The sequence below is a fragment of the Roseovarius gahaiensis genome, from assembly GCF_011601345.1.
Taxonomy (GTDB): Bacteria; Pseudomonadota; Alphaproteobacteria; order Rhodobacterales; family Rhodobacteraceae; genus Roseovarius; species Roseovarius gahaiensis.
Map to the genome: position 1 here is coordinate 1 of NZ_JAAORB010000017.1, position 26,408 is coordinate 26,408.

21 protein-coding genes are annotated in these 26,408 nt (G+C 61.2%); 13 read left to right on the top strand and 8 right to left on the bottom strand.

Features of this window, described 5'->3' with window-relative positions; genetic code table 11:
* Window positions 1-761: 761 nt before the first annotated feature.
* Together HAT86_RS09695 and HAT86_RS09700 are read right to left on the bottom strand one after the other, a co-directional pair.
* Window positions 762-1,160 (bottom strand): hypothetical protein, encoded by a 399-nt coding sequence (locus HAT86_RS09695; RefSeq protein WP_167196525.1) that lies wholly within the window; start codon window positions 1,158-1,160, stop codon window positions 762-764.
* Window positions 1,161-1,501: 341 nt separating this feature from the next.
* Complete coding sequence (locus HAT86_RS09700; RefSeq protein ID WP_167196528.1) at window positions 1,502-3,781, bottom strand: adenosylcobalamin-dependent ribonucleoside-diphosphate reductase; 2,280 nt, start codon at window positions 3,779-3,781, stop codon at window positions 1,502-1,504.
* Window positions 3,782-3,877: 96 nt separating this feature from the next.
* Between HAT86_RS09700 and HAT86_RS09705 the strand changes: the two genes are divergently transcribed.
* Window positions 3,878-4,306, top strand: a complete 429-nt coding sequence (locus tag HAT86_RS09705) for a DUF1489 family protein (RefSeq protein ID WP_167196531.1) — start codon at window positions 3,878-3,880, stop codon at window positions 4,304-4,306.
* A gap of 278 nt (window positions 4,307-4,584) precedes the next feature.
* Window positions 4,585-5,178, top strand: coding sequence for an outer membrane protein (locus tag HAT86_RS09710; protein WP_167196534.1), 594 nt, complete (start codon window positions 4,585-4,587; stop codon window positions 5,176-5,178).
* 191 nt (window positions 5,179-5,369) lie between these two features.
* Here HAT86_RS09710 and hisG read toward each other — a convergent pair whose 3' ends face one another.
* From hisG to hisS, 3 genes are read right to left on the bottom strand one after another with little or no spacing between them, the layout of a single operon-like run.
* A complete protein-coding gene (hisG, locus tag HAT86_RS09715; RefSeq protein ID WP_167196536.1) occupies window positions 5,370-6,065 on the bottom strand; it encodes an ATP phosphoribosyltransferase in 696 nt (231 codons plus the stop codon).
* A complete protein-coding gene (locus HAT86_RS09720) occupies window positions 6,062-7,147 on the bottom strand; it encodes an ATP phosphoribosyltransferase regulatory subunit (protein ID WP_167196539.1) in 1,086 nt (361 codons plus the stop codon). Before HAT86_RS09720 ends, hisG begins: the two co-directional genes overlap by 4 nt.
* The gene (gene hisS, locus HAT86_RS09725; protein WP_167196543.1) at window positions 7,144-8,634 is read right to left on the bottom strand and encodes a histidine--tRNA ligase; all 1,491 of its coding nucleotides are present in this window, start codon (window positions 8,632-8,634) and stop codon (window positions 7,144-7,146) included. The genes HAT86_RS09720 and hisS overlap by 4 nt, the downstream gene beginning before the upstream one ends.
* A gap of 120 nt (window positions 8,635-8,754) precedes the next feature.
* On the opposite strand from hisS, the gene HAT86_RS09730 reads away from it, so the two are divergent.
* Window positions 8,755-8,949 (top strand): SlyX family protein, encoded by a 195-nt coding sequence (locus HAT86_RS09730; protein ID WP_167196546.1) that lies wholly within the window; start codon window positions 8,755-8,757, stop codon window positions 8,947-8,949.
* 3 nt (window positions 8,950-8,952) lie between these two features.
* Here HAT86_RS09730 and dnaE read toward each other — a convergent pair whose 3' ends face one another.
* Entirely contained in the window at window positions 8,953-12,456 is a 3,504-nt protein-coding gene (gene dnaE, locus HAT86_RS09735; protein ID WP_167196549.1) for a DNA polymerase III subunit alpha, read from the bottom strand.
* 189 nt (window positions 12,457-12,645) lie between these two features.
* On the opposite strand from dnaE, the gene HAT86_RS09740 reads away from it, so the two are divergent.
* The 8 genes from HAT86_RS09740 to HAT86_RS09775 all read left to right on the top strand — a co-directional run bounded on the left by HAT86_RS09740 (window position 12,646) and on the right by HAT86_RS09775 (window position 20,928).
* Window positions 12,646-14,166 carry an ABC transporter ATP-binding protein gene (locus HAT86_RS09740; protein ID WP_167196553.1) on the top strand — a complete coding sequence of 507 codons (1,521 nt, stop codon included), beginning with the start codon at window positions 12,646-12,648 and terminating at the stop codon, window positions 14,164-14,166.
* Between the two features lie 114 nt (window positions 14,167-14,280).
* Window positions 14,281-15,369, top strand: coding sequence for an ABC transporter permease (locus HAT86_RS09745; protein ID WP_167196556.1), 1,089 nt, complete (start codon window positions 14,281-14,283; stop codon window positions 15,367-15,369).
* Window positions 15,369-16,289: an ABC transporter permease gene (locus tag HAT86_RS09750; protein WP_167196559.1), complete on the top strand. Its 921-nt coding sequence runs from the start codon at window positions 15,369-15,371 to the stop codon at window positions 16,287-16,289. The genes HAT86_RS09745 and HAT86_RS09750 overlap by 1 nt, the downstream gene beginning before the upstream one ends.
* A gap of 33 nt (window positions 16,290-16,322) precedes the next feature.
* Window positions 16,323-17,402, top strand: coding sequence for a BMP family ABC transporter substrate-binding protein (locus tag HAT86_RS09755; protein ID WP_167196562.1), 1,080 nt, complete (start codon window positions 16,323-16,325; stop codon window positions 17,400-17,402).
* A gap of 671 nt (window positions 17,403-18,073) precedes the next feature.
* Window positions 18,074-19,006, top strand: a complete 933-nt coding sequence (locus tag HAT86_RS09760) for an aldo/keto reductase (RefSeq protein WP_167196564.1) — start codon at window positions 18,074-18,076, stop codon at window positions 19,004-19,006.
* Window position 19,007: 1 nt separating this feature from the next.
* Entirely contained in the window at window positions 19,008-19,667 is a 660-nt protein-coding gene (locus tag HAT86_RS09765) for a DUF938 domain-containing protein (protein ID WP_167196568.1), read from the top strand.
* Between the two features lie 104 nt (window positions 19,668-19,771).
* Complete coding sequence (locus HAT86_RS09770; protein ID WP_167196571.1) at window positions 19,772-20,113, top strand: carboxymuconolactone decarboxylase family protein; 342 nt, start codon at window positions 19,772-19,774, stop codon at window positions 20,111-20,113.
* Between the two features lie 203 nt (window positions 20,114-20,316).
* Window positions 20,317-20,928 (top strand): DUF937 domain-containing protein, encoded by a 612-nt coding sequence (locus HAT86_RS09775; RefSeq protein WP_231125874.1) that lies wholly within the window; start codon window positions 20,317-20,319, stop codon window positions 20,926-20,928.
* A 48-nt stretch (window positions 20,929-20,976) separates the two neighbouring features.
* On the opposite strand, the gene cuyA is transcribed toward HAT86_RS09775, so the two are convergent.
* The gene (cuyA, locus tag HAT86_RS09780) at window positions 20,977-21,999 is read right to left on the bottom strand and encodes a D-cysteate sulfo-lyase (RefSeq protein WP_167196575.1); all 1,023 of its coding nucleotides are present in this window, start codon (window positions 21,997-21,999) and stop codon (window positions 20,977-20,979) included.
* 125 nt (window positions 22,000-22,124) lie between these two features.
* On the opposite strand from cuyA, the gene HAT86_RS09785 reads away from it, so the two are divergent.
* The gene (locus tag HAT86_RS09785) at window positions 22,125-23,012 is read left to right on the top strand and encodes a LysR family transcriptional regulator (protein ID WP_167196578.1); all 888 of its coding nucleotides are present in this window, start codon (window positions 22,125-22,127) and stop codon (window positions 23,010-23,012) included.
* Window positions 23,013-23,045: 33 nt separating this feature from the next.
* Here HAT86_RS09785 and HAT86_RS09790 read toward each other — a convergent pair whose 3' ends face one another.
* Window positions 23,046-25,544, bottom strand: coding sequence for a GcvT family protein (locus HAT86_RS09790; RefSeq protein ID WP_167196581.1), 2,499 nt, complete (start codon window positions 25,542-25,544; stop codon window positions 23,046-23,048).
* 139 nt (window positions 25,545-25,683) lie between these two features.
* On the opposite strand from HAT86_RS09790, the gene HAT86_RS09795 reads away from it, so the two are divergent.
* A complete protein-coding gene (locus HAT86_RS09795) occupies window positions 25,684-26,298 on the top strand; it encodes a TetR/AcrR family transcriptional regulator (RefSeq protein ID WP_231125875.1) in 615 nt (204 codons plus the stop codon).
* Window positions 26,299-26,408 lie beyond the last annotated feature (110 nt).

Consider the following 26,408-nt stretch of genomic DNA (forward strand, 5'->3'; position numbering starts at 1 on the left):
ATGTTAACGAAACAGGTGGGTCAATTTTACTCGCTCATAACCCACCCAAGTGGGTCAATTTTGCACGCCGATTCACACGCCAGCGCCGACGCCTTCAACCAGGATCTGTCCGGATGGACTGTCAATCCGAATGTTATTTCATGCGCAAACTTCGATAATGCCGCTGGAGCTCTCACACCACCCAATTTCTCGAACTGCACTCCGTAAACCGGAACAGATAAGAGATAGATCAACGCCGCCTTCGGGCGGCGTTTTTCTTTGAGCGCTGTGGCGGCTGAGATCCCGCCATGAAACGGCCTGCTGGATCCAAACCTGAGGACATGGCGTGACGGTTCCAGCAGAATGGGGCCGCAACGAAGCGACCCCACTTTGCTCCTACCTATCACCCTCATGAATAGTACTACCAAAGAGCTCGATTGCCGTTGAGAGCATACAAGCGATCGTCTCAAGCGCCGCACCGTCTCGCGTCGTGCGCCAGCGTTGGCCGTATGGATCAACAGGACGGTTGCGCGCGTGAGTCGCTTCTCCGCGCAAGCGTTCGGCGCCCACGCGGCGCAAAACATGCGGACGCATAGCCCAACAAGCCGCAAGTCGGGCCGCATCCGTCCCGCCCGGGTCCAGCATGTCGTGATAAGTGGAGACGCTGGGGGAAAAGACTGGCGCTGTCTCATGGGCCTGAAAATCGAGCAGATCCAGCCACCGGCCGGCATAGAGCGTCAAGACACGCGCTTGCGCCAGCTTTGTCGATTGACTGCCCTGCATCACACCGCCTCCCGCACGTTGACGACCCCGGCCAGTCGCAGGGCTTCAAGTGCCCGCAGGCCTTGGCAAAGCGCCTCGGAGCATCGTCGCGCGACATCGGCCCGCGGATCATCCGGATGGATGGCCGCAAAGCGCTTGGCCTCTGGGCTGCCAAGTACGGTGGTAAAATCGAGGCTCAATAGCCTATGCAGGGCAAGGAGCTCTCCTCGGCGGGCGCCGAGGTCGTGGCCATTCTGAACGATCGCAACGATACTGCGGGCGCGCTTGGCCCATTTCTGGCCACCGAGCAGCTCGGCCGAGGCGACAAGACTGTCGCCCTCTGTGCGGAGCCAGCGCAGAAAATCACCAAGCTTGTTCATGTGCCGGAGCAGGGCATGGATGTCGGGAATATGCTTCAAGGGATCACCTTTCCTTGTGGAAATGCGCACCCCGTCATGGGGCGCGTCAGAAGATCCCTGCTCCGGTTAGATTGTGTAGATGTTTGTGTAAGTGAGACCGGCCAGGGTGGGGGCTGTCCGACGCGGCCTCATCAGGAGGGCCGCGTCAGGCAGCCCCACCCAGCTTCGGTCATATTCTGGACCAGAAGGTCTGTTTTCAGGGCCTGCCAAGGGAGTTCTCAAAAAGTATCTGCTTTACAGATACCTAGACTCCCTTGGCAAAACTACCGCCGACGCGTGGCAGAAAAATCGGCCGATTTGGCATAACTATGCCCGCAACGACAGTTTCAAACCCGATCCGTCTAGCCGCATTTAGAGTGCCCGCAGCTGGCGCAGGTCATGCAGCCTTCGATCATCCGCATGTCGTAGCTGCCACACGCGGGGCAGGACGGGCCGCGCGGGGCGTCGAGGTTGACCACCGATTGCGTCGGGTCGGTTTTCAGGCCCAGCCCCTCGCCCTCCAGAAATCCGATCGAGATCATGTGCTGTTCCAGAATGCCACCGATGGCCGCAAGGATCGACGGGATGTATTTTCCCTGCATCCATGCCCCGCCGCGCGGATCGAACACCGCCTTCAGTTCTTCGACCACAAAGCTGACATCGCCGCCGCGCCGGAACACCGCCGAGATCATCCGAGTCAGCGCCACCGTCCACGCGTAATGCTCCATGTTCTTGGAGTTGATAAACACCTCGAACGGGCGGCGATGGCCGTTCAGGACGATATCGTTCACGGTGATATAGATCGCGTGGTTGCTGTCGGGCCATTTCAGCTTGTAGGTCGCGCCCTCCAGTTCCGTGGGTCGGTCTAGCGGCTCGGACATATACACCACTTCGCCGCCCTCTTGCGGCACTGGCGCGCCGGTTTCGCCGGGGGTTTCATCGGTGGCCTCGGACACGCTCAGCACGCTGCCCGTTACATCATTGGGGCGATAGGTGGTGCAGCCTTTGCAGCCTGTTTCATAGGCTTGCATGTAGACATCCTTGAACGCCTCAAAGGAAATATCGGCCGGGCAGTTGATCGTCTTGGAAATGCTGCTGTCCACCCAAGCCTGCGCGGCGGCCTGCATTTTCACATGGTCCAGAGGGGCCAAGGTTTGCGCGTTGACGAAATGCTCGGGCAGGTCCGCGTCGCCAAATTTTTCGCGCCACATCTGCACCGCGTAATCCACCACCTCTTCTTCGGTGCGCGAGCCGTCTTTTTGCAGCACCTTTCGGGTGTAGGAATAGGCGAACACAGGTTCGATCCCCGAGCTGACATTGCCCGCATACAGGCTGATCGTGCCGGTGGGCGCAATGCTCGTCAAAAGGGCGTTGCGAATGCCGTGTTGGGCGATGGCCGCGCGCACATCGTCATCCATGCCCTTCATGTTGCCAGATGCCAGAAACGCTTCGGCCTCGAACAGCGGAAACGGCCCCTTTTCCTTGGCCAGTTCCACGCTGGCCAGATAGGCCGCGCGGGCGATCTGTTTGAGCCAGGCTTCGGTTTGCGTGGCGGCCTCGTCGCTGCCATAGCGCAGGCCGACCATCAGCAGCGCGTCAGCCAGCCCTGTGACCCCAAGACCGATGCGCCGCTTGTTGCGGGCCTCTTGGCGCTGCGCCTCCAGCGGGAAGTTCGAGGCATCAACGACGTTGTCCATCATCCGCACGGCAGTGGCCACCAGATCATCCAGCATGGCCTCGTCTAGTTCAGCACCTTTGCCGAACGGGTCGCGCACCAGCCGCGCCATGTTGATCGACCCCAGCAGGCAAGCGCCATACGGCGGCAGGGGCTGTTCGCCGCAGGGATTGGTCGCGGCAATCGTCTCGCAGTAATTCAGGTTGTTGGCGGCGTTGATCCGGTCGATGAAAATCACCCCCGGCTCGGCGTAATCATAGGTGGCCTGCATGATCGTGTTCCACAAATCGCGCGCTTGCACGGTTTTGTAGACCTTGCCGCCAAACTCCAATTCCCACGGGCCGTCAGCCTTGACGGCCTCCATGAAATCATCGGTCACCAGAACCGACAGGTTGAACATGCGCAGCCGCGCGGAGTCGGATTTGGCGGCGATGAAATCCTCGATATCGGGATGGTCGCAGCGCATGGTGGCCATCATCGCGCCCCGGCGACTGCCCGCACTCATGATGGTGCGGCACATCGCATCCCAGACATCCATAAAGCTTAGCGGGCCGCTGGCGTCGGCGGCCACGCCATGCACCTCGGCCCCCTTGGGACGGATCGTGCTGAAATCATAGCCGATGCCGCCGCCCTGCTGCATGGTCAGCGCGGCCTCTTTCAGCATCTCGAAGATGCCGCCCATGCTGTCGGGGATGGTGCTCATCACGAAACAGTTGAACAGGGTCACGCTGCGGGCCGTCCCCGCCCCTGCGGTGATCCGCCCCGCAGGCAGGTATTTGAAATCCTCCAGCGCGCTATAGAACCGCTCTTCCCACTTGGCTGGCTCGGCCTCAACCTGCGCCAACGCACGGGCGATCCGCCGCCACGTATCCTCGACCGTTTCGTCAAGCGCTGTGCCATCGGCTTCTTTCAGACGGTATTTCATATCCCAGATGGACTGGGCAATAGGGGCGGCGAAACGGGTCATGGCGCGAATCCTGTTTGGAAGGGAACACACACAATAGCTTGAAGCCCGGCGCATTTCCACTACCCTATGTGCCCATCACAATAGGAATCGCAGGGCATGGCCAAACTCCACCTCATCAAGCTCAGCGTCGGCTCGGACAGCATCGAAAGCCTGATCACATGGCAATCGTCCAACCGCGCCAAAGGCGCAGATGGCTTACCGCGCCATATCACGCGCATGTGGCCCAAACGTGCGGCCGAACTGCTGGATGGTGGGTCGATCTATTGGGTGGTGCAGGGCCTTGTGCAATGTCGCCAGCGCCTTTTGCGGTTTGACGAAGTGACAGGCAGCGACGGCATTCGGCGCTGTGCCTTTGTGCTGGACCCTGAAATCATCCGCACCACCACTGCGCAGAAACGCCCGTTTCAGGGCTGGCGCTACTTGAAACCCGGCGATGCCCCCGCGGATCTGCCCAGCAGCCGCCAATCCGAAGACAGCCTGCCGCCTGACCTGTCTGCGGCGCTGGCCGATATCGGCGTGATCTGACACCCACCTCACAGGGATGTGACCGACCCCTGTGCTGATTGCGGGGAAAACACTGATAAATCGGCATTTTTCAGCGCATGACCCAACGTTCACATGGCGGGAACGTGCCGGGATCACGACCGTTGGTTGAACATTTATCCACGAATGCTCAGGTCTGGAATGCTGGCAAGACCTCATCACTTGCCACGCACGGCCTGCTGACACTGCAGGCGACACGTGAAACGAGCAGACCGCAGTTCAGCGGATATAGCAGGACAAACGCAAAAGGATTTGATCCCATGTTGAAATACAGCACATTGATCGCCGCTACATTGGCCACGGCCTCGGGCCCGGCCCTAGCAGGATCGGCCACATCCCCCGCCCCCGAACCCGAGATCACGGCCCCTGCCCCCGCGCCCGCCCCGGCCAGCCCCAACTGGACCGGCGGATATGTCGGCGGGCAATTCGGCTATGGCAATGCCGACACAAACGCACCGGGCGTTGATGGGGATGGCGCCATCGGCGGCCTGACCGCAGGCTATGACTATGATTTCGGTCAGTGGGTCATCGGCGGCGGCCTTGATTACGACTGGGCCGATATCAGCCTTGGCGCGGGCAATCCCGACCTTGAAAACATCTTCCGCGTCAAACTGCGCGGCGGCTACAAGATCGGCAATGGCCTGCTGTATGGCACCGGTGGCTGGGCACAGGCCGATACCGACACGCTGGGCGATGACGACGGGTATTTCGTGGGTGCCGGCTATGAGCATATGGTCACTCAGAACTTTTCATTGGGTGGCGAGGCGCTCTATCACGAGTTCTCGAATTTCGGCACCAGCACCACCGATCTTGATGCTACCACCGTTCAGGTTCGCGGCACGTTCCGGTTCTAAGGGCTTGGCGGGTGGCCCATCCGGGCCAGACATCATTACGGGCGCGTCTGCAATGGCGCGCCTGTTTTGTATGCACGTTTATATGCACGGTGCTAGAACAGTCTAATCCGGGCACAGTCACGCGCGGGTCAAAAGGCCGGGGACACCCCAGACGAAATCTGGCACTTAACCGGGGTGTGGCTGCCGACGGCTCAGTCCAATTCCAACTGCTTCAACAGGGTCTTGAGCGTCTTGCGGTCCGCGTCGTCCATCGGCGCTTTGCGCGCCCGGAACAGCGTCGCCTGTGATCGTAGGATCAGACCGTCTTCCAATATTTTCAGATGGTTGGCGCGCAAAGTGTCACCAGTCGAGGTGATATCGGCAATCGCTTCGGCGGTTTCGTTCTTCACAGTGCCTTCCGTGGCGCCTTGGCTGTCGACCAACTGGTAATCCGCAACCCCGTTTTCACGCAGAAACTCGCGCACCAAACGGTGATATTTGGTGGCAATTCTCAAACGAAACCCGTGGGTTATCCTGAATGCTGCGGCGGCGGCATCAAGATCGTCCAAGGTGTTCACATCGACCCAACACCGGGGCACCGCCAGCACCAGATCGGCCTGACCAAAGCCAAGCCCCGCCAATTCCGCGACCGTGCGGTCCCATTGGCCGAGCTTGTCATGCACCAGATCGGTGCCGGTCACGCCCAGATGAATCCGCCCCGCCGCCAATTCGCGCGGAATTTCCCCGGCGGACAGCAAAACAAGCTCAATATTATCAATGCCTTGGACATATCCGGCATATTCCCGTTCCGATCCTGCGCGGCCCAGTTCGATGCCGCGTTGGCCGAACCAGTCAAAGGTCTTGTCCATCAGCCGCCCCTTGGACGGCACACCCAGCTTGAGGCTCATGTCAGCCCCTCCAATTCCACCACCAGCCCGGGACGCACCACGCCCCCCACAGCCGGAATTTCACGACCCCGCCCAAGTTGGCGGGTCAGCGCGTCATAACGCCCACCGGTGGCCACGGGCGGTAGATCAGGCCGGGTTTCAGCGTAGAATCCAAAGACGAACCCGTCGTAATATTCCATGTTGGTGCGCCCATAGCTGGCCTCGAAATCCAGCTTGGTTGTGTCTATGCCACGCTTCTCCAACGCCTCAAGCCGCTCGGCCAAACGGTCCACAGCAGGCCCGATCGCCGACAAATCCACGGCGATATCGCGCAAATGTTCCAACGCATTGTCCGAGGTTTCGCGCACCGACAAGATCGCGTCGATCAACGCCACCTCGTTTTCCGAGATCGGATCGCTTACCGCGTCCTCTTGCAAGGCTTTGATGCGGCTGAGGATTTCTGCTTCGCGCCGCATGCCGATCATGGGTGCGGCACCGGCCAGCGGGTCGGCCATCGCCAACAGGGCCGCGCGGCTTTCGGGCATCGCCATCCGGCCCGAGAAGCGGTCCATCAACGCCCGAAACCGGCGTGGCCGCCAGATATGGCGGCGCAGGGCGTTCTTGCGCCGCTCGGTCGTGCGCAACCCGTCCACAGCCGCCATCAAGATGCCGATATCTCCGGTAGCGGCACGCAGGCCCAGTGGCTTCAACGTGTTGTAAAGCAGCGAAAAAACACGCGCATCCGCCGTCTGTGGCGCGGCGCGGTCAAACAGTTCGAACCCCACCTGCATATATTCATTGGCGCGGTCGGGGTCGTCCTCTTGGCGGCGAAACACCTCGCCGGAATAGGTGTAACAGGCCGGTTCCGCGCCGTGCTCCATGTGCATCTGCACCACCGGCACGGTGAAATCCGGGCGCAGCATCTGTTCGCCGCGCAAGGCATCCGATGTGATATAGGCCCGCGCGCGGATATCTTCGCCATACAGGTCCAACAACACTTCGGCAGGTTGCAGCACGGCGGTTTCCACCGGCTGCGCGCCCTCAGCCTCGAACATGGCGCGCAGGCGCGCGGCCTCGGCCCGGATGGCGGCGCGATCGGTCATTGGTCCTGCCCGTCCAGCATGTCGCGCAGTTTTTCAACCAGCTGGGCGCGCGGCACCTCAAACTGGCTGGGGCGCTCTTTCCATTCTTCTAGGGTGGCGTTTTCGGCAATCTTGGCCCCAAGGATCAGGTCTTTGATCTGCACGACGCCGCGGTCGAACTCATCGCTGCCCGCAATCACCGCGACCGGGCTGCCACGCCGGTCGGCATATTTCATCTGGTTGCCGAAATTCTTAGGGTTGCCCAGATACACCTCGGCACGGATGCCCGCGCGGCGCAGCTCGCCCACCATATCCTGATACTCGGCCATCCGGTCGCGATCCATCACCGTGACCACCACAGGCCCCGGCACAGTGCCGCCAATCCGGCCCTTTTCACGCAGCGCGGCCAACAGGCGATCCACCCCGATGGACACGCCCGTGGCGGGCACCGCCTGCCCGGTGAAGCGCTTGACCAGATCGTCATAACGCCCACCGCCCGCAACACTGCCAAACTGGCGCTTGCGGCCTTTTTCATCAAAGATTTCAAAGGTCAGTTCCGCCTCAAACACCGGGCCGGTGTAGTAGCCAAGGCCGCGGACAACAGAGGGGTCGATGACGATGCGATCCGGGCCATAGCCTTGGGCCGCCAACAAATTGGAAATGGTTTCAAGCTCTTGCACGCCTTCAAGGCCTACAACGCTATCCCCGACAGCAGCCCGCAGGTTTTCCAGCGTTTGTGCCGCGCTGTCACTTTTCGACGTCAGGAAGGCCAAGACCGGCCCCGCCTGTTCATCGCTCAGCCCCACGCCGTCGATATACGCCCCCGAGGCATCCAGACGCCCCTTGCCCAGCAATTCGCGCACGCCGGATTCGCCCACCTTGTCGAACTTGTCGATGGTGCGCAGCACGGCATCGCGCGCCGCGCCTTCGTCAAGGCCCATGACCTCAAGCACACCGTTCAGCACCTTGCGGTTATTCACCCGCACGATGTAATCGCCGCGCGGGATGCCCACCTGCTCCAACGTGTCGGCCAGCATGGCGCAAATCTCGGCATCGGCGGCGACCGAGGGCGCGCCCACGGTATCGGCATCGCATTGATAAAACTGCCGATACCGCCCCGGCCCCGGCTTCTCATTCCGCCAGACCGGCCCCATCGCATAGCGGCGGTAAGGTGTGGGCAGGTCGTTGCGGTGTTGCGCATAAACCCGCGCCAAGGGTGCCGTCAGGTCATAGCGCAGCGCCAGCCAATCGCCGGGCTTGTCGCCCTCGGTATCCTCTTGCCACGCAAAAACGCCTTCGTTCGGGCGGTCCACATCGGGCAGGAACTTGCCCAGCGCCTCAACGGTTTCGACCGCGCTGCTTTCCAGCGCCTCAAAGCCATACAGGTGGTAGACCTGCGCAATTTTTTGCAGCATTTCGGCGCGTTCGGTCACTTCCGCGCCAAAATAGTCGCGAAAGCCCTTGGGCGTTTCGGCCTTGGGGCGGGGCTGTTTTTTCTGCTTGGCCATTGTTCGGGTCCATCGCCATGTGCTGTTTGTCGCAGCGTCTAGCGGATGGGGCCAGCGGGGGCAAGCTGTGGCAAGGGATCGGCGATTGACGAAAGCCACGCAAACCCGCTAGATCGCCGCATGGACGCGCTTGAAGAACAGATTGCCCACCTGACCCGCACCGTCGATGACCTGTCCGACGTTGTCACGCGCCAAGAGCGCGAGATCGCCCTATTGACGCACCGGGTGCAACTGCTTTTGGAACGCGAGGCGACGCGGGAACAAGACCAAGGTGGCAGCATCGCCTTGGGCGATCAACCGCCGCCGCATTGGTAAAGCCTAAATTTCTTCCACGGTCAAAACCCCACTGAGGCTTTTGATCGCGCCCTTGAGTTGCGGGGTCACCGGGTAGTCTTCGCCTGCGTCGATTTCGACCTCGCCGGGCAAACCACTGCCCATCAGGCAAAAGCGGATCGGTCCGCGCCCGCCAGATTTGGCCGCGTGCGCCGCGCCTTGCAGAACCGAGGCCACCGACGGGATAGCCGTTTCCGTTTCGACAAAAATACGCAAGCCGACCGCGCCCGCATCCGCCACGACACCGTCGATCGGCTGGACCGAGCGGCCCAGCAATTTCAACTGGTCGCTTTCCATCGTCGCCTCGGCGGTCAGAACCACCTGCGTTCCGGTCTCAAGATACTCGCGCGATTTTTCCAGCGTTTCGGAAAACAGCGTCACCTCGTAGCCGCCTGTCGTGTCGGACAATTGCGCAAAGGCAAAGCGATTGCCGCGCGCTGATTTACGTTCCTGCCGTCCGGCCACAACGCCCGCCATCTTGACCAGCACCGCACCCTTTTGTGCGGCCAACACTGTCACCTCGTCCAGTGTTTTGACATCCTGACGCTTGAGCGCGCCCATGTAGTCATCCAGCGGGTGCCCCGACAGATAAAACCCGATCGCCTTGAATTCTTCGGTCAGGCGTTCGGCGGGCAACCAATCCTCGACCGGCGACAGACGCGGTTCGGGCAGATCGTCGCCCGCCTCACCGAACAAGGACACCTGATTGGAGTTTTTTTGGTCATGGATGGCCGCCGAATAATTCATCAGCGCCTCGATGCTGTCGAACACCCGGCGGCGGTTGCGGTCAAGCTCGTCAAAGGCCCCGGCGCGGGCCAGCATTTCCAGCGGGCGCTTGCCGATCCGCTTCAGGTCGACCCGGCGGGCGAAATCGTAAAGCGTGGCAAAGGGTTTATCGCCGCGCCCGTCGACGATCAGGCGCATCGCCTCGACGCCCACATTTTTGAGCGCGCCAAGCGCGTAATGCAGCACCCCGCCGCGCACCTGAAACACCGCGTCCGAGCGATTCACGCACGGCGGCGCATAGGGCAGTTTCAGCCCTTTTTTAACTTCTTGGAAATAGACGGCCAGCTTGTCGGTCAGGTGAATGTCGCAGTTCATCACCCCGGCCATAAATTCAACCGGGTGATTGGCCTTGAGCCATGCGGTTTGATACGAAACCACCGCATAGGCCGCCGCATGCGATTTGTTGAAGCCGTAGTTGGCAAATTTTTCCAGCAGGTCAAAGACCTCTTTCGCCTTGGCTTCATCCACGCCGTTGTCCATCGCGCCCTTGGTGAACTTGGGCCGCTCCGCGTCCATCGCCTCTTTGATCTTTTTACCCATGGCGCGGCGCAGCAGGTCGGCGCCGCCAAGGCTGTAACCCGCCATAACCTGCGCGATCTGCATCACCTGTTCCTGATAGACGATGATGCCTTGGGTTTCCTCAAGGATATAATCAATCAGCGGGTGCACCGATGAAATCTCGCGCTGGCCGTTCTTGACCTCGCAATAGGTGGGGATGTTTTCCATCGGCCCCGGACGATACAGCGCCACAAGGGCCACGATATCCTCGATACAGGTGGGCTTCATACGCTTCAGCGCATCCATCATGCCCGAGCTTTCAACCTGAAACACCGCAACCGTCTTGGCCCGTGCATAAAGCTGATAAGTCTTTTCGTCGTCCAGCGGGATTTGCCCGATATCGTTCTCGGCCCCCTCGAACGGCTCATAGATCGCGCTGCCATCTTGTGCGACGTGCAGATCGCGCCCCTCGGCATGGATTTGTTCAATGGCGTTCTGGATCACCGTCAGGGTTTTCAGGCCCAGAAAGTCGAACTTTACAAGGCCCGCCTGCTCCACCCATTTCATGTTGAACTGGGTGGCGGGCATATCTGACCGTGGGTCTTGGTACAGCGGCACCAGCTCGTCCAGTGGCCTGTCGCCAATCACCACCCCGGCGGCGTGAGTCGAGGCGTTGCGCAGCAGCCCTTCGACCTTCATGCCGTAATTCAGCAACCGGTCCACCACCTCTTCATCGCGCGCGGCCTGTCGCAGACGATCTTCCTGTTGCAGCGCTTGCGAAATCGAAACCGGCTTGACCCCTTCCACCGGGATCATCTTGGACAGCTTGTCGACCTGCCCATAGGGCATTTGCAGCACCCGCCCGATATCGCGCACCGCCGCCTTTGAAAGCAGCGCGCCAAAGGTGATGATCTGCCCCACCTTGTCGCGCCCGTATTTCTCTTGCACGTATTGGATCACCTCTTCGCGGCGATCCATGCAAAAGTCGATGTCGAAATCGGGCATGCTAACCCGTTCGGGGTTCAAGAACCGTTCGAACAGCAGGCTATAGCGTAGCGGGTCAAGGTCGGTGATGGTCAGGGCATAGGCCACAAGGCTGCCCGCCCCCGACCCGCGCCCCGGCCCAACCGGAATATCATGATCCTTGGCCCATTTGATAAAGTCGGCCACAATCAGGAAGTAGCCCGGAAAGCCCATCCCCTCGATGATGCCCAGTTCGAACTCCAGCCGTTTTTCGTAGTCCTCCACCGAGGTGGCATGCGGAATCACCGCCAGACGTGCCTGCAACCCAGCCTTGGCCTGACGGCGCAATTCGTTCACCTCGTCATCGGCGAACTTGGGCAGAATCGGGTCGCGCTTGTAGCAGCCAAACGCGCAGCGCTTGGCGATTTCGACCGTATTTTCCAACGCCTCGGGCAAATCGGCAAACAGCGTCGCCATTTCCTGCGGCGTTTTGAAATAATGCTGCGCGGTCAAGCGGCGGCGCGGGTCTGCCTGATCGACATAGGCGCCATCAGCCACGCACAACATCGCATCATGCGCTTCGTACATGTCGGATGTGGGAAAGTAGACATCGTTTGTGGCCACCAGCGGAATGTCCATGGCATAGGCCATTTCGATAAACCCACGCTCGGTCTGGCGCTCGGCCTCGGGCGCGCCGCTTTCGCCGGGGTGGCGCTGCAACTCCATATACAGACGGTCGCCATAGGCGCTGTGCAGCCGGTCGACCAGTACTTGCGCCGCCGGGCGATGGCCCGCGCGCAACAGGCGGCCCACCGGCCCGTCGGGGCCACCGGTCAGGCAAATGATCCCCTCGGCGTGGCGCTCCAGATCCTCGGGCGTGACATGCGGCAATTGGCCATCCCCGCGCAGATACAGGCACGAGTTCAGCTTCATCAGGTTTTCATAGCCGCGCTCATTCTGGGCCAGCAGAACCACCGGTGCGGGCGGCTTGAGCCGCTCACCGGGCTGCGCCTGCACATATTCCAGATCAACCTGACAGCCCATAATAGGCTGCAATCCCACCGCCTGCGCCGTGACGGAAAATTCCAGCGCGGCGAACATATTGTTGGTGTCGGTGACGGCCACGGCGGGCATACCTGCCGCTTCGCAAAGACCGGGCAGCTTTTTCAGCCGAATAGCCCCCTCCAACAGGGAATATTCAGTGTGGACGCGCAGATGAATGAATCGGGGATCGGTGCTCATGTCCGACAGAGTAACCGCAGGCGCGACGGGGCGGAAGATCCGGCGGACATGGATTTGTTATATTCTGCCCAACTGGGCAGCACATGCCGCTTTAGCGCGCGCAAAAGCCCTGCCCCCCATTGCCCCCCATGCCATCCCTGCGCTAGTCAGTGACATCAACCGCACTTCGCGCCATCAGGGGATCGCCGCGTGACCGACGCCTTGCTTACCATCTCGGGATTGACCAAGGCCTACCCCGGGGTCAAAGCCAATGACGAAGTGTCGTTTGATATCGCGCCGGGCGAGGTGCATGCGCTTCTGGGCGAAAACGGGGCGGGCAAATCCACCTTGGTCAAGATGATCTACGGACTGGTCAAACCCGACAGCGGCCAGATGACCCTGCGTGGCAAACCCTACACCCCGTACGAACCGCGCGCCGCGCGGGCTGCGGGCGTGGCGATGGTGTTTCAGCATTTCTCGCTATTCGATGCGCTCAGCGTGTCGGAAAATATCGCCCTTGGCATGGAAACCCCGCCCCCAATGCGCGATCTGGCCCGCCGCATCCGCGAGGTCAGCGAAACCTACGGCCTGCCGCTGGACCCGCATCGCGCGGTCGGCAATTTGTCGGCGGGGGAACGTCAGCGGGTGGAAATCGTGCGCTGCCTGCTGCAAGAGCCGCGCCTTTTGATCATGGACGAGCCGACCAGCGTGCTGACCCCGCAAGAGGTGGACATCCTGTTCACGACCCTGCGCAAACTGACCGCCGAGGGCGTGGCCATCCTGTATATCTCGCATAAGCTGGAGGAAATCCGCGCCCTTTGTGACCGTGCCACGATCTTGCGGCACGGGCGCAATGTGGGCACCTGTGTTCCGGCTGAGACCTCGGCCCGCGACATGGCCCAGATCATGGTCGGCGCCAGTTTTGCCGCCCCCGCCAAAGCACGCCACGACGCGCATGGCCAAGTGATACTGGACGTTTCAGGGTTATCGGTGGCCTCGCCCAGCCCCTTTGGCACCGCGCTCAAGACCATTCACCTGACTGTCGCGCGGGGCGAAATTCTGGGCATCGGCGGGGTCGCTGGCAACGGACAGGACGAATTGCTGGCCGCCCTGTCGGGCGAATTGCGCACCGCGCCGGGTGCGATCCGCTTCAAGGGACAGGCGATTGGCCAGTTGTCGCCAACACAACGGCGCCGCCTTGGCCTTTTGGCCGCCCCCGAAGAACGCCTTGGCCACGCCGCCGCCCCCAATCTCAGCCTGACCGAAAACGCCCTGCTGACCGGGGCACAACGGCGCGGCCTGCTGACACGCGGCTTCATCCGCTGGCCCGAAACCCGAGCCTTCGCGCAAAAAATCATCGACCGCTTCGATGTGCGCACGCCCGGCCCCGACACCGCCGCGCGCGCCCTGTCCGGCGGCAACCTGCAAAAATTCGTCATCGGTCGCGAAGTGCTGCAAGACCCCGAGGTTCTGATCGTCAATCAGCCAACTTGGGGCGTCGATGCCGCCGCCGCCGCCGCGATCCGGCAGGCGCTGCTGGATCTGGCCGCCGGTGGTGCCGCGATTCTATGTATCAGCCAAGACCTTGACGAACTTATGGAAATCTCCGACCGCTTCGGCGCCCTCAACGAAGGTCGGCTGTCCGATATTCGCCCCACCGCCGATCTCAGCCTTGATCAGATCGGCCTGATGATGGGCGGCGCGCATGGCATGGAGGTGGCCCATGTCTGATCCATCACGCATCGCCCGGGCTTCATTGTTCCAAAAATACTCCGGGGGAGTCGCGCCCTGCGCGACGGGGGCAGCGCCCCCCTGCCCCGCCTGCCAAATCCGGGCCCGCCTGCCATGAAGCTGCAACTTGAAAAGCGTCCCCAGCCCTCGCGCCGCTGGATTTATCTTTCGCCGCTTTTGGCGGTAGTCATCACCATGCTGGTCGGCGGGGCCTTGTTCGCAGCGCTGGGCAAAAACCCGGTCGAGGCCATCGCCACCATTTTCTGGGAGCCGCTTTTTGGCGAGTTTGCCTTCTATTACCGCCCCCAGCTTCTGGTAAAAGGCGCGCCGCTGATCTTGATCGCAATCGGCCTCAGCCTCGGGTTTCGGGCGGGCATCTGGAACATCGGGGCCGAGGGGCAATATATCATCGGCGCCCTGTCCGGGGCGGGCGTGGCGCTGGCGTTTTATCCGCTCGACGCATGGTTTGTCTTCCCGCTGATGGCTCTGGCCGGCGCTTTGGGCGGCTGGGCATGGGGGATGATCCCCGCCGTCTTGAAACTGCGGTTCGGAACCAATGAAATCCTTGTGTCACTGATGCTGGTCTATGTCGCCGAGCAACTGCTGGCGGCCATGGCGCTTGGGCCGATGAAAAACCCCGACGGCATGGGCTTTCCCGGCAGCCGCAACCTGCAAGACTACCCCGCCGCCCATAACGCCGACCTGATCACCGGCAGTGGGCTGCATTGGGGTGTGGTTGCAGCACTGGTTGCGGTGATCGCGGCCTATATCCTGCTCGGGCGTCACATGCTGGGCTACCAAATCCGCCTCAGCGGCGAGGCCCCACGCGCCGCGCGGTTTGCCGGGGTCAAACCGGGGCTTTTGACCCTGTTCTGCCTTGGCACATCGGGCGCGCTGGCCGGGCTGGCGGGCATGTTCGAAGTCTCCGGCCCCGCCGGGCAAGTCAGCATTGATTTCAACGTGGGCTACGGCTTTACCGCGATCATCGTGGCCTTTCTGGGCCGGTTGCATCCGGTGGGCATCGCATTGGCGGGGCTATTGATGGCCCTGACCTATATCGGCGGCGAGATTGCACAGGGCAATCTGGGCCTGCCCGCCGCTGCAATCCAGATGTTTCAGGGGATGCTGTTGTTTTTCCTTTTGGCGGTCGATGTGCTGACCAATTACCGCCTGCGCCTGTTGCGCCGACCGGAGGCCGCGTGATGGATCTGTCCTCGATCAACCCGATCCTGTTGCTGGCCTCGATCATGGCAGCCTCGACCCCGATCCTGCTGGCCGCGATTGGCGAGTTGATCGTTGAACGCTCGGGCGTTTTGAACCTTGGGGTCGAAGGCATGATGATCACCGGCGCGATCTGTGGGTTCGCGATTGCGGTAGGCACAGGCTCTCCGGCGATTGGATTTATCGGCGGGGCCGTCGGCGGCGCGCTGCTGTCGCTTTTGTTTGCGCTGCTGACACAGGTGGCACTGGCCAATCACGTCGCGTCGGGGCTGGCGCTGACGCTGTTCGGGCTGGGCCTTAGCTCTTTGCTGGGGCAGGGCTATGTCGGGGTCAAACCGCCGCCGACGCCAAAACTTGATATCCCGGTCTTGGGCGATATCCCGCTGCTGGGGCCAATCCTGTTTTCCCATGATCTGATGGTCTATGTCGCGCTGGCGCTGGTCGCCGGGGTTTGGGCGATGCTGAAATACAGCCGCGCGGGCCTGATCTTGCGGGCTGTGGGCGAAAACCACGATGCCGCCCATGCCCTTGGCTACAAGGTGGTGCGCGTGCGGATCGCGGCGATTGCCTTTGGCGGGGCCTGCGCGGGGCTCGGCGGGGCCTATCTTAGCCTTGTGCGCGTGCCGCAATGGACCGAAGGCATGACCGCCGGGATCGGCTGGATCGCGCTGGCGCTGGTGGTGTTCGCCAGTTGGAAGGCGGGCCGTGTCCTGCTGGGCGCGTGGCTGTTCGGCGGGGTCAGCGTGCTGCAATTGAACCTGCAAGCCGCTGGCGTGGCCATTCCGGTCGAATACCTTTCAATGTCGCCCTATGTGATCACCATTTTGGTTCTTGTCATCATGTCGGCCGACAAGTCCCGCGCGCCTGCATCGCTAGGCCGCATCTTTCATGCCTCGCAATGAGGCGCTGCCAACCAACCACGGGAGTAACCACACATGACCCTTAAAACCATCCTGACCGGCGCCGTCATGGCGCTTGGCCTGACCGCCGCGGGCGCACAGGCCCAAGACGACACAACCAAGGTCGGATTCATTTATGTCGGCCCCATCGGCGATGGCGGCTGGACCTATGAACACGATCAGGGGCGTCTGGCCGTCGAAGAGCATTTCGGCGATCAGGTGGAAACAGTGTATCAAGAAAGCGTGCCCGAAGGCGCCGATGCACAGCGCGCGATCACGCAAATGGCGCTGAACGGGGCCGATCTGATCTTTACCACCTCGTTCGGGTTCATGGATCCGACACTGGCCGTGGCCAAGAAGTTTCCCAACGTGAAATTCGAGCACGCCACCGGCTATAAAACCGCGCCCAATGTTTCGACCTATTCGGCGCGCTTTTATGAAGGCCGCGCCATTCAGGGCCATATCGCGGGCAAGATGACCAAGTCGAATATCGTCGGCTACATCGCCTCGTATCCGATCCCCGAGGTGATCCGTGGGATCAACGCGGCGTTCATCCACGCCCGCAAGGTCAACCCCGATGTCGAATTCAAGATCATTTGGGCCTACACGTGGTTCGACCCCGCAAAAGAAGCCGACGCCGCGACCGCGCTGATCGAACAGGGTGCCGATGTGATCTTGCAACACACCGATTCCACCGCGCCGCAGGCTGCCGCCGAAAAAGCCGGCGATGTTGTGACCTTTGGGCAAGCGTCGGACATGGCCGAATACAAGCCCTTCCCGCGGGTGAGTTCGATCATCGACGATTGGAAGCCCTATTACATCGCCCGCACCCAAGCGGTGATCGACGGCACATGGACAAGCCAGCAAGTCTGGGATGGCATTGGCCCCGGCATGGTGGGCATCGGTGAGATCACCGAGGCCGTCCCGGCGGATGTCCGCGACGAGGCTTTGGCCCTGAAAGAGGCAATTGCTTCGGGCGAGTATCATCCGTTCACCGGCCCGCTGAAAAAGCAGGACGGATCGGATTGGTTGGCTGACGGCGAAACCGCGGACGATGGCACATTGCTGGGCATGGATTTTTACGTCGAAGGTCTGAACGCCGAAATCCCTCAGTAAGGCCGCCGGTCACAAATTCTGGCCCCGGTGCAGCACCGGGGCCTTTTTATTGGGGTACAAAGCCAACCCTCCCCCTTGCCCACAACCGCCAAAGGCTAGGCCGCGCGGTACAGGGCAGCGATCTCAACACCCCGTAGGGTGCGCATTCATGCCCACCTTTGCAGCGTGCCGCGCATCTACGGGCCGCAATGCACAGGGAGGAGTGTTTGCAAAGTGGCACCGTGGTTGACCATTTGCGGGATGGAGCAGACGCCGGATCAAGCCGCACATTGCCGACGCGCGCGATGGCGACGCTACAATGGGGCTGGGCACTTTATGTCAGCCAAATCCGAACGAAATCAAAGCGATGCGCCCAGCGTCACCAAATCGCCGCCGCGTGGGGGCGCGTCGGCGATGCGCGGCGGGCTTCGCCCCGATTCCGCGCAGGCGCTTCGCATTCCAATATCCCCTCCGGGGCTGAAACTGGCAATTTACCAGCCCCCGAAAACCCAAATCCGCAGAAAACCAGCCGTGTGCTCTGTTAGCCTGCCGAAAGGCAGTGAAAAGTACCGACGCAATACCAACGTTTACCAATCTGTTGCATACAGGGGTTTGTCATTTCAAAACCAACTCTTAACCCCTTTTCACAGCCCCCTCTTTCCAACCTCTCGAAACCGTGCCACTTTCTGCCCATGACCCAGATCACCTCGCCTGATGGCACGCCTTCCAGCCGCTTTGTCTTTGGCACCATGCAATTTGGTGGCCGCGCCGATGAGGCCGAAAGCCGCGCTATGTTTGACGCCTGCATTGATGCCGGCATCACGCATTTCGACACCGCCCATGTCTATACCGACGGCGCAGCCGAACAGATGCTGGGCCGTTTCGCGGCCCTGATGCGCGACCGGCTGATCATTGCCACCAAGGCGGGCTATACCGGCGGCGCGGGGCGGGCGAACCTGCTGGACCAACTGGAACAGTCGCGCAAGCGGCTGGACATGGACCAAGTCGATATTCTGTATCTGCACCGGTTCGATCCTGACACCGACCTGCGCGAAACGCTAGAGACCTTCGCAGGCCTACGCGATCAGGGAAAAATCCGTTACATGGGCCTGTCGAATTTCGCTGCATGGCAAGTGATGAAAGCCGCCTGCACCGGGGCTGAATTCGGACTGCAGCCCGCCATCTTGCAACCGATGTACAGCCTTGTGAAACGTCAGGCCGAGGTTGAAATCCTGCCGATGTGCCAAAGCGAAGGCATCGCCGTCGCGCCCTATTCGCCGCTGGCGGGCGGGTTATTGACAGGAAAATACGCAACAGGCGGCAGCGGGCGCCTAACCGAGGATGACCGCTATGCCGCACGCTATGGCCAAAACTGGATGCACGACACCGCGCGCAGCCTTGCAACGCTGGCTGCGGATATGAACACCCACCCTGCAACCTTGGCCGCCGCATGGGCGGCCCGCCACCCCGCCTGCCCCATGCCGATCCTGTCGGCGCGATCCGCGCAGCAATTGCAGCCGTCGCTGGACGCGATTAACTTTGCGATGAATGACGATCTGTATGCGCAGCTCTCTGCGCTGAGCCCGAAGCCACCGCCAGCCACCGACCGACTGGAAGAGGTCTGATATGCCACAACGTCGTGATTTGCCCGAGACGGCCTCGACCGCGACACCGGGTGACGGCGCGCGGCTGCACGCGCCAGCGGCCGAACGTAACGCCGCGCAAATTCTTGATCTGTTGCGCCATCAAGGCCCCGAAACCGGCCGCGTTCTGGAACTGGCCGCGGGCACCGGGCAACATGCCGCCATCTTTGCCGCCGCCCTGCCGGGGCTGGAGTGGCAGCCCTCGGATATTGATCCAGACCGCCGCGCCAGCATCGACGCATGGGCCACCACCGCCAACGCCCCCAATCTGCGACCGGCGATCGAACTTGATGCCACCGCCCCCGGCTGGGGCACGGCACAAGCCGGGCAGAATATGATCCTGTTGGTCAACCTGATGCACCTGATCAGCACGCCCGAAGCCAAGACCGTGATTGCCGAGGTCGCCAAAGCCTTGGCCCCGCAAGGCCGATTTATCCTCTATGGCCCGTTCCTGCGCGATGGTGACGCCACATCAGAAGGCGACGCCCGTTTTGACGCCAGCCTGCGGGCGCAAGACCCCGAGATCGGCTACAAGGACGATTTTGACGTCATCGACTGGCTGCACGAGGCCGGGCTGGATTTGGTGGACGTTGTGGAAATGCCCGCCAACAATCTGGCCTTGGTCAGCCAGAAAGCGTTTTAAAGCGTTCGCGCCAAAATACCCGACCACGCGAAAACTCTGATCTGTATCAATGTGTCAGCCTGCGATCATGATAGGAGGGCGTAAATACATATTGGAGATCGAATATGACATGGTCTGACACACTGAACGACACGCGACAAAACTTGCGTGCTTTGAACAAGGCAATCCCCGACACAGCGCAGGCGTTTGGCGCACTTGGCAAATCGGTCAAGGAAGGCGGCACGCTGGAGTTCAAAACCAAGGAATTCGTGGCCCTTGGGATTGCCGTCGCCACCAAATGCGAGGATTGTATCGCCCTGCATATCGAGGCGCTGATCCGCTGCGGTGCAACCCGCGATGAAATCAGCGATGTTTTGGGCATGTGTCTTCAGATGGGCGGCGGGCCGTCGATGATGTATGCGGCCAAAGCCTTGGCCTGCTACGACGAACTCAGCGCACAAAGCTAAGCCCCTCACGCTAAGCCGACAGGCAAACGCACGGGGCCATGGCCCTTTGGCCCCGAACGCGGTGGCCGATCTTTTGCGCTACGCCCTGTAACCATGTGGCCTTTGCCGCAGGTTTGCAGGATGGCCGTGCCTTTTCCCCTTATAAAGCGCGGCTGCATTTGGTTGAGTGCCCGTAGTTTAAAAAGTGCACAGGGGAAATTTGAATGTCGATCATGAAATTGTTGGAACAGGCTGGCGGCGGTCAGGGCCTTGCGCAGCTGGCAGGCCAATTTGGACTGGACGAAAGCAAGGCGCAGGAACTGACCAAGATGCTGGCCCCGGCGATTGGTCAAGCGGCCAAGAAACGCGCCGAACAGGGCCAGACAGACACCGTTCTGGGGGCCATGAAAGGCGAGGCGCAGGCGGGCTTATTTGACACCCCAAGCGCGGCCGCCGCGCCCGAAGCGATGGCACAGGGCCAATCCTTTCTAGAGCAACTGTTGGGCGACCGCGCCGCCACCGAAGGACTGGCCGCCGAGGCGGCGGACCGTGCCGGAGTGGATCAAGGCACCGTGGCCCAGTTCCTGCCCGCATTGGCGGCGATGGCCCAAGGCGGATTGCAAAAGCAAATGCCTGACAGTGCCATCGACGGTATGTTGGGCGGCGGGGCAGCCTCTGGTTCGGGCGGCGGCCTGATGGGAATGATCGGTGGCCTGTTGGGCGGCAACAAGGGCGGTGAAACGTCCGGGCCGGACCTGTCCATGCTGACGAATATGCTTGATGCCGATGGCGACGGATCAGTCATGGACGACATTCTTGGCAAATTCATGAAGTAAACCAAGGATCGGGCAGGCCACTGGCCTGCCCTTTCGATTGCTGGCAGGTCAGGTCGGGGCGTGCCAGCGATCCGAAAAATCAAACGCCGCGTCATAGCCAAACAGCGCCGCCGCACCACCGGTGTGCAGAAACACCACGCGTTCGCCTTTCTTGAAATGGCCTTTGCGGATCAGGTCAATCAACCCCGCAGCGCCCTTGGCCGAATAGACCGGATCTAGCAAAATCGCCTCAAGCTCGGCAAACATGCGGATCGCTTCAAGCCCGCTTGCCGTGGGGATGCCATAGCCCTCGCCGACATAGTCGGTATTGGCCACCACGTCTTCACGCTGCACCACGCCGGCGCAGCCCAGTTTTTCGGCGGTGGCGCAGGCCAGATTATACACGTTTTCCTCTTGCTTGGGCTTGGGGGCCCGCACGCCGATGCCCAAAAGCGGGATTTGCGCATTCATCGCCTGTAGGCCCGTGATCAGACCGGCCTGCGTGCCTGCGCTGCCGGTGGCGTGCACGATATGATCAATCTTCAGCCCCGTGCCGTTGACTTGCGAGAGCAACTCGAACGCGCAATTCACATAGCCCAAAGCCCCTGTCGGATTCGAGCCACCGCCGGGAATGGTATACACCTTTTTGCCATCCGCGCGCAGCGTGTCGGCCACGGCCTCCATCTCGGCGTTCATATCACCGCCAGCGGGGCGTTTTTCGGTGGTGGCCCCATGCAGATGATCCAGCAAGACATTGCCATTGTGATTGTAATTCGGATCGTTCGATCCGGTGCGATCTTCCAGCAGAATATGGCAGGGCATCCCCAGCTTGGCCGCAAAGGCCGCAGTTTGGCGCGCGTGGTTCGATTGCGTCGCGCCTTGGGTCATCACCATGTCCGCGCCCTGCGCCTCGGCCTCGGCCATCAGGAATTCAAGCTTGCGGGTCTTGTTGCCGCCGGTGCTAAGCCCGGTGCAATCATCCCGCTTGATCCAAATCTCGGGCCCGCCCAATTCGGCGCTGAGCCGGTCAAGACGTTCCAAAGGGGTGGGCAGATGGGCCAGAAAGTGGCGTGGGAAGCGGGCAAGATGCATTGGTCAGACCTCATTATAATGCGTTACGCTCATGTAAACCGGCATTTGTTCCGGCATCAAATTCGAAATTCGCAACTCAAAGTGCAAATATTGCAATTTATAGGCACTCCCCCTACACAAACCCCATGCGACTGGATTGGCTGGAAGATATACTCGCAGTGCTTGATACCGGCTCTCTTGCCCGCGCGGCAGAGGCCCGGAACCTGACCCAATCCGCCTTTACCCGGCGCATTCGCAGCATCGAAAACGGGGTTGGCGCGCCCTTGTTTGACCGGTCGCGCAAGCCGGTGCAACTGCTGCCAAACATTCGCGCCTACGAAGACGACATGCGCCGCATGGTCCGTGATCTGCGCCATTTGCGCGATGGGTTGCGGCAATCGGCCACCGGCACTGGGCACGAGGTGGCGTTGGCCTGTCAGCACGCCATCACCACCACCGTTTCGCCGCGCTTGGTGCAGATCCTGTCGGATGAGCACACGGTGCGCATCCGCTCGGGCAATCGCGAGGACTGCCTGTCGCAACTTGTAACGGGTGACGTCGATATCGCGGTGATCTACGATTCACCGCATGGCCCGCCCCGCGCCGACAGCCGTGCCTTTGTCGAGCTTTCGATTGGCACCGAACCCTTGATTGCGGTCTGCGCACCGGGTTTGGCCGAGACACAACCGGGCCAGCCCGCGCCGATCATCGCCTACCCCGCCGATGTGTTTCTGGGGCAGGTTTTGGATCGGGGTATTCTGTCGCGCCTTCCTGCGGGAACATCGGTTGTGCGGAAGGTTGAAACCGCGCTGACCCTTGCCGCCTGTCAATACGCGCTGGACGGGCTTGGCATCACATGGTTGCCGCAATCGGTGGCAGAACAGCCCTTGGCCCAAGGGCATCTGGCCCACGCCGATCTGAAGACGCCAGACCTGATGCTGGATGTGCGGATGATCCGCTTGGCCGATCCGATCCGGCCTGCGGCGCTGGAGTGTTGGGACACGTTGCAAAACGCATTGCACGCGCCGGAATGAAAAGGCCGGGCGCTTGGCCCGGCCTGTGCATGGTTACCCGTCGACTCGGATGACCTCGTTCTTGGGGTCATAAGGGCTGTCTTCGGTGACTTCGGCATCCCAAAGCTGGTTGAGGATTTTGACCTGTAACTTGGTGCCCGGTTCGGCCTTTTCGGGGCTGACATAGCCCATGCCGATGGACTTGCCAAAGGCCACCGAATAGCCGCCCGATGTCAGACGGCCCACGCGCGTGTCGCCATCATACAGAGCCTCGGCGCCCCATGGGTCGGCATCGTCGGGCCCGTCAATCAACACCGTGATGCATTTGAACCGCACGCCGATGTCGTTCATCGCGTCCTTGCCCTGAAACTCTTTGGACTGGTCCACGAAACGCGGCAGATCAGCCTCAAGCGGGGTGGCGTCGCGGCCCAACTCGTTGCCGAAGGCGCGATAGGATTTCTCTTGGCGCAGCCAGTTCTGAGCGCGCACGCCCACCAGTTTCATGCCGTGCTTTTTGCCAGCGTCTTCCAGCAAGTCAAACAGGTAGTTCTGCATTTCGATCGGGTGGTGCAATTCCCAGCCCAACTCGCCGGTATAGGCCACACGGATCGCACGCACCGGGCACATGCCCAGTTCGATATCCCGCTGGCTGAGCCACGGGAACCGCTTGTTCGACAGGGCGGTGTCAGGGTCGGCGTCCTTGATCACCTCTTTCAGCACATCGCGCGATTTTGGCCCGGCAATGGCGAAGACCCCCCATTGCGTGGTCACGTCCTCAACCGCGATATAACCGAACTCGGGCGCTTTATCCTCGGCGCATTTGCGCAGGTAATCCCCGTCATAATCGGTCAGCGCGCCGGAGGACACAAGGTAATAGCTGTCTTCGGCCAGACGCACGATGGTGTATTCGGTGCGCGTGGTTCCCGCAGGTGTCAGCGCATAGGTCAGGTTGATCCGCCCGACCTTGGGCAGCTTGTTGCAGGTGAACCAATCCAGAAACGCCGTGGCGCCCGGCCCTTTGACCGTGTGCTTGGTAAAGGCCGTCGCGTCGATCAGGCCCGCGCCTTCGCGCACGGCCTTGGCCTCGTCCACGGCATATTGCCACCAACCACCACGGCGGAAGCTGCGGGCGTTGTGGTCGAAATCGGCAGGGGCATCGACGGGGCCGTAATAGTTGGGCCGCTCAAAGCCGTTGACCACACCGAACTGTGCGCCGCGTGCTTTCAGGCGGTCATAGCTGGGGGCCGTGCGCAGCGGGCGGCACTTCTCACGCTCTTCATCCGGGTGATGCAGGATATAGACGTGCTCATAGGCTTCTTCGGATTTGCGCGCCGACCATTCGGTGGTCGTCCACCCGCCAAAGCGTTTGGGGTCAAGCGACGCCATGTCGATCTCGGCCTCACCTTCGACCATCATCTGCGCCATGTAATAGCCAGTGCCACCGGCGGCGGTGATCCCAAAGCTAAAGCCCTCGGCCAGCCACATGTTGCGCAGGCCGGGCGCCGGACCGACAACCGGGTTACCATCCGGCGTGTAGGCGATCGGGCCATTGTAATCGTCTTTCAGACCCACGGTTTCCGAGGAGGGAATCCGGTGGATCATCGACATGTATTCTTCTTCGATCCGCTCCAGATCCAGTGGGAACAGATCGGCGCGGAAACTGTCGGGCACGCCATATTCGAAACAAGCCGGCGCGTTCAGCTCATACGGGCCAAGGATCCACCCGCCACGCTCTTCGCGGACATACCATTTGGAATCCGCGTCGCGCAGCACCGGATGTTCGCCATGTGTCTTGCGATAGTCAACCAACGCCGGATCGGGTTCTGTCACGATGAACTGATGCTCGACCGGGATGACCGCGCTTTTGATGCCCAGCAGACGCGCGGTGCGCTGCGCGTGGTTGCCCGTGGCGGTGACGACATGTTCGGCGGTGATGACGATCTGTTCCTCCGACGGCACAAGGTTGCCGCCCTTTTCCACCATCTTGGTGCAGGTGACTTCCCATGCCTCGCCGTTCCAGTGATAGGCATCGGCCTGCCACTTACGTTCGATCGCGACGCCACGCTGGCGCGCGCCTTTGGCCATGGCCATCGTCACATCGGCCGGATTGATATAACCATCGGTCGGGTGATAGATCGCGCCCTTCAGATCATCGCAATTGACCAGCGGCCAGCGGTCCTTGATCTGGGCCGGGGTCATCCATTCGAACGGGACGCCGACGGTTTCTGCGGTTGACGCATAGACCATGTATTCGTCCATGCGTTCATCGGTCTGCGCCATGCGCAGGTTGCCAACCACCGAAAACCCGGCGTTCAGCCCGGTTTCTTCTTCAAGCGTCTTGTAGAACTTGACCGAGTAGTCGTGGATATGCGTCACCGCATAAGACATGTTGAACAGCGGCAGCAATCCGGCGGCGTGCCAGGTTGACCCGCTGGTCAACTCGTCGCGTTCCAACAACATGACATCATCCCAACCGAACTTGGCCAGATGATAGGCGATTGACGTGCCGATGGCGCCGCCACCGATGATAAGAGCTTTGACATGGGTCTTCATGGGCTGCGACTCCTTGGGTAGCCAGTTAGCACCTGTTTATCAGGCCTGTTTCAGCGCGCAGGGTCCAGCCGACACAAGAATGCGCAAAACCGACGCGTTTGCCGACACTTGCCCCTTTAAACATCATACGAAAGACAAAATGGCCCACCACGCCACTGTGACAACCGCAGGCTTGCGCCCGCCTTGGTCGGGGGCGTATCGTGGACGCATGACCGCAACCTCAAAACGCCTTGATCGCCAAGACTGGCTGACCACCGGGTTCACTGCCCTTGCCGAGGCGGGCCCCGACACCCTCAAGGCCGAGCCTCTGGCCCGCAAACTGGGCACGACCAAAGGCTCTTTCTATTGGCATTTCAAGGATGTGCCAGACTATCACGCCGCCCTGCTGAGCGCATGGGAAGACCAAGACCAAAGCAGTGCACAGGCGCAACTGGACCGCGAGGCCACACCGGTCAGCAAATTGCGCGCACTGGCACAAAATATTGCCGACCCGAAACATAATCTCGCGGTCGAACCGGCAATACGCGCATGGGCCACCGGGCACACGGGTGCCGCGCAAGCGATTGCGCGGGTTGACGCGTGGCGACTGTCGCTTGCCCAATCCCTGCTGGCAGACACCGGCATCGGCAATCCCGAGATGGCGCGCATCATTTGCGCGGCTGCGGTGGGCATGGCGTCGATGGGCGAAATCCACCGCGACGACAATCGCGCAGCTATCGGATCGCTGGTGGATTTGGTTCTGGCGCTGCGGTGATACCCGCACAGGTGCCGCCGGATGTCGGTGACAGACGCATTGAATGCCGCATTCAACGCCGCATGGCTGGGGCAGCCATGCTAAGCGCTGCGACACCACGCCACAGCGAG

What these genes read in the sequence shown, in the direction of transcription:
- HAT86_RS09700 (WP_167196528.1), bottom strand. Translation starts at nt 3,781, where the DNA reads ATGACCCGTTTCGCCGCCCCTATTGCCCAGTCCATCTGGGATATGAAA.
- HAT86_RS09705 (WP_167196531.1), top strand. Translation starts at nt 3,878, where the DNA reads ATGGCCAAACTCCACCTCATCAAGCTCAGCGTCGGCTCGGACAGCATC.
- HAT86_RS09710 (WP_167196534.1), top strand. Translation starts at nt 4,585, where the DNA reads ATGTTGAAATACAGCACATTGATCGCCGCTACATTGGCCACGGCCTCG.
- hisG (WP_167196536.1), bottom strand. Translation starts at nt 6,065, where the DNA reads ATGAGCCTCAAGCTGGGTGTGCCGTCCAAGGGGCGGCTGATGGACAAG.
- HAT86_RS09720 (WP_167196539.1), bottom strand. Translation starts at nt 7,147, where the DNA reads ATGACCGATCGCGCCGCCATCCGGGCCGAGGCCGCGCGCCTGCGCGCC.
- hisS (WP_167196543.1), bottom strand. Translation starts at nt 8,634, where the DNA reads ATGGCCAAGCAGAAAAAACAGCCCCGCCCCAAGGCCGAAACGCCCAAG.
- HAT86_RS09730 (WP_167196546.1), top strand. Translation starts at nt 8,755, where the DNA reads ATGGACGCGCTTGAAGAACAGATTGCCCACCTGACCCGCACCGTCGAT.
- dnaE (WP_167196549.1), bottom strand. Translation starts at nt 12,456, where the DNA reads ATGAGCACCGATCCCCGATTCATTCATCTGCGCGTCCACACTGAATAT.
- HAT86_RS09745 (WP_167196556.1), top strand. Translation starts at nt 14,281, where the DNA reads ATGAAGCTGCAACTTGAAAAGCGTCCCCAGCCCTCGCGCCGCTGGATT.
- HAT86_RS09750 (WP_167196559.1), top strand. Translation starts at nt 15,369, where the DNA reads ATGGATCTGTCCTCGATCAACCCGATCCTGTTGCTGGCCTCGATCATG.
- HAT86_RS09755 (WP_167196562.1), top strand. Translation starts at nt 16,323, where the DNA reads ATGACCCTTAAAACCATCCTGACCGGCGCCGTCATGGCGCTTGGCCTG.
- HAT86_RS09760 (WP_167196564.1), top strand. Translation starts at nt 18,074, where the DNA reads ATGACCCAGATCACCTCGCCTGATGGCACGCCTTCCAGCCGCTTTGTC.
- HAT86_RS09765 (WP_167196568.1), top strand. Translation starts at nt 19,008, where the DNA reads ATGCCACAACGTCGTGATTTGCCCGAGACGGCCTCGACCGCGACACCG.
- HAT86_RS09770 (WP_167196571.1), top strand. Translation starts at nt 19,772, where the DNA reads ATGACATGGTCTGACACACTGAACGACACGCGACAAAACTTGCGTGCT.
- HAT86_RS09775 (WP_231125874.1), top strand. Translation starts at nt 20,317, where the DNA reads ATGTCGATCATGAAATTGTTGGAACAGGCTGGCGGCGGTCAGGGCCTT.
- cuyA (WP_167196575.1), bottom strand. Translation starts at nt 21,999, where the DNA reads ATGCATCTTGCCCGCTTCCCACGCCACTTTCTGGCCCATCTGCCCACC.
- HAT86_RS09785 (WP_167196578.1), top strand. Translation starts at nt 22,125, where the DNA reads ATGCGACTGGATTGGCTGGAAGATATACTCGCAGTGCTTGATACCGGC.
- HAT86_RS09790 (WP_167196581.1), bottom strand. Translation starts at nt 25,544, where the DNA reads ATGAAGACCCATGTCAAAGCTCTTATCATCGGTGGCGGCGCCATCGGC.
- HAT86_RS09795 (WP_231125875.1), top strand. Translation starts at nt 25,684, where the DNA reads ATGGCCCACCACGCCACTGTGACAACCGCAGGCTTGCGCCCGCCTTGG.